Annotated in this window: 1 protein-coding gene; it reads right to left on the bottom strand. The window is 53.4% G+C overall.

Annotated features, from left to right (window positions below):
* Positions 1 to 1981 (bottom strand): Ig-like domain-containing protein (locus ABLA85_RS18115; protein ID WP_367965725.1); only part of this gene is annotated, 1981 nt, incomplete at both ends.

Below are 1981 nucleotides of genomic sequence, written 5' to 3'. Positions count from 1 at the left end.
CAGAGGAGACGACTTGCTGCTTACCAACGTCAGCAGTGACCGAAGCCTGCCCGGCATGACGACTGACAAGGATTGCGGTTGCCTTTCCCTGACGGTCTGTCCCGTCTTCCGCAAAGATCATCTCGCCAAGATTTCCAGACCAGTCAACCGCTTTATCCGCAAGCCCCTGCCCATGAATATCGGTGACGGTGACAGTAAAAGTCACCCTATCTTCGCCATCCGCCACGGCACGGGTTTTATTGACCCGAAGGGTGGATAACAGCACTTCATCAAAGGTGACAACAGGGGCGGCCACTTTTTTATCACCAACCTGGATCTGCACCTGATGCTCGCCTGTCAACGTACTGCTCAGCTTAACCTGCGTTTGTCCCTGACTGTCTGTTTCTGTCCGTTCTGAAGACAACACGCCGTAATCTGTTTGCCAAATCACTGGCTGATTTTCCACGGGTAATCCCAGTGAATCTTTCACCCTAGCCGTTAACACCACCGCATCCTGCCCATCGCCTTTCGCCCGGACTTTATCCACCGTGATCGCGGGTTTCAGCCGGCGTTCAAACATCACCGGAGCAGCATGAAGTGTTTTTCCCGCCACTTCTGCTTTCACCGTTGCCCTCCCTGCGGTGCGGCTGACTAACCGGGCTGTTGCCTCCCCCTGACTGTTTGTCTGTTCTTGCTTATCCAACAGTTGCCCGTTATCCGCTGACCATTGCACCTTGCTATGGGCAACGGGTCGATCTGCTGCATCGCGCACGTTCACTGTATAAAGGATACTGTCCTGACCATCGGCAATCACGGTTTGTTTGTCCGCCTGAAGCGTATGCGTTAGCGAGGTAATAAAGCGGATCGGAGAAGACATTGCCGTTTCACTGCCAACCGCCACCGTCACTTCTGCATTTCCTGATATTGTGCTGGTTAAATAAGCCGTGGCCTGCCCTTTCGCATCAGTCTTTAATGAAAATGAGGAAAACTGGCCGAGCGGGGTCTGCCAGCCAACGGCCTGATTGGGTACAGGTTGACCATCGGCGTTTTTAACCGTGACAGTCAAGGTTGCCCTTGATTTCCCATCCGCCTTAACGCTGTGCTTATCAACGGCGATGTCGGGTATCAGCACCGTATCAAACTGTACCGAAGGTGCAACAGCAACCTCTCCATCCACGGAAACACGTACTGTGTGCAGCCCCTGCTGACGGCTGCGCAGCACGGCCGATGCCTGCCCCTGCGTATCCGTGTTCTGCCGGGTTTGGGATAATTCGCCTTTATCACTTGACCAGATAACAGCCTGATTGGAAACGGGCTCACCCTCCTGATCGGTAACAAGGACGGTATAGATCACACGGTCATGACCATCGGTTTTGGCCTGCGTTTTATTTGCTGTCACCTGCCATCGCTTTTCGGTCGGTAAACTCACTATCAGGATTTCTGCCCGGCTGGAGCGATTACCCCGGTTGTCGATAGCTATTCCCGAAAGCCGAACGGGGTTTTTCGTGGTTTTTGGCAAGCGTAACGTCACTTTCTCCGGTCGTTGTTCAAGCATTTTCCCGCCGGCTTTCTGTAATTCAGCCGTATCCAGCTCTAAACGTGCCGGCGGATATTTAGCGTGGATAACGGGTACAAAGGTCACTTCCTTGCCTTCATATCCGTTGATTGATGCGGGGAAAGCCAGTGTCAGCAGCGTTTGTTTCTGATAATCCAGCACCATATCACTGCGTCGGTTCACAAAATCCAACTGACTGGCTCTCAGGCTGCGTAGGGGTGCGACCGCGTTTGGATCAAGCTGTTGGCTGAACGGCACCCCCAACCGATAATTGAGGTTCAGGGTAAAACGGTTTTCACTGACCCCTTGTTTACCCTGCCGAAAATCGGCGCCCAGTGTCACGAACGGCACGGGCGTGTAAGTCAGCCCGGCGGTGACACTGTACGGGTTTTTCTGGCGTTCTGATTCACCGAATAACGCGACTTCCTGTCCGTCATAGTGTTCATA

This window comes from Xenorhabdus sp. SGI246 (genome assembly GCF_040838225.1).
Classification (GTDB): domain Bacteria; phylum Pseudomonadota; class Gammaproteobacteria; order Enterobacterales; family Enterobacteriaceae; genus Xenorhabdus; species Xenorhabdus indica.
This window is presented reverse-complemented; position numbering and strand designations above follow the sequence as displayed.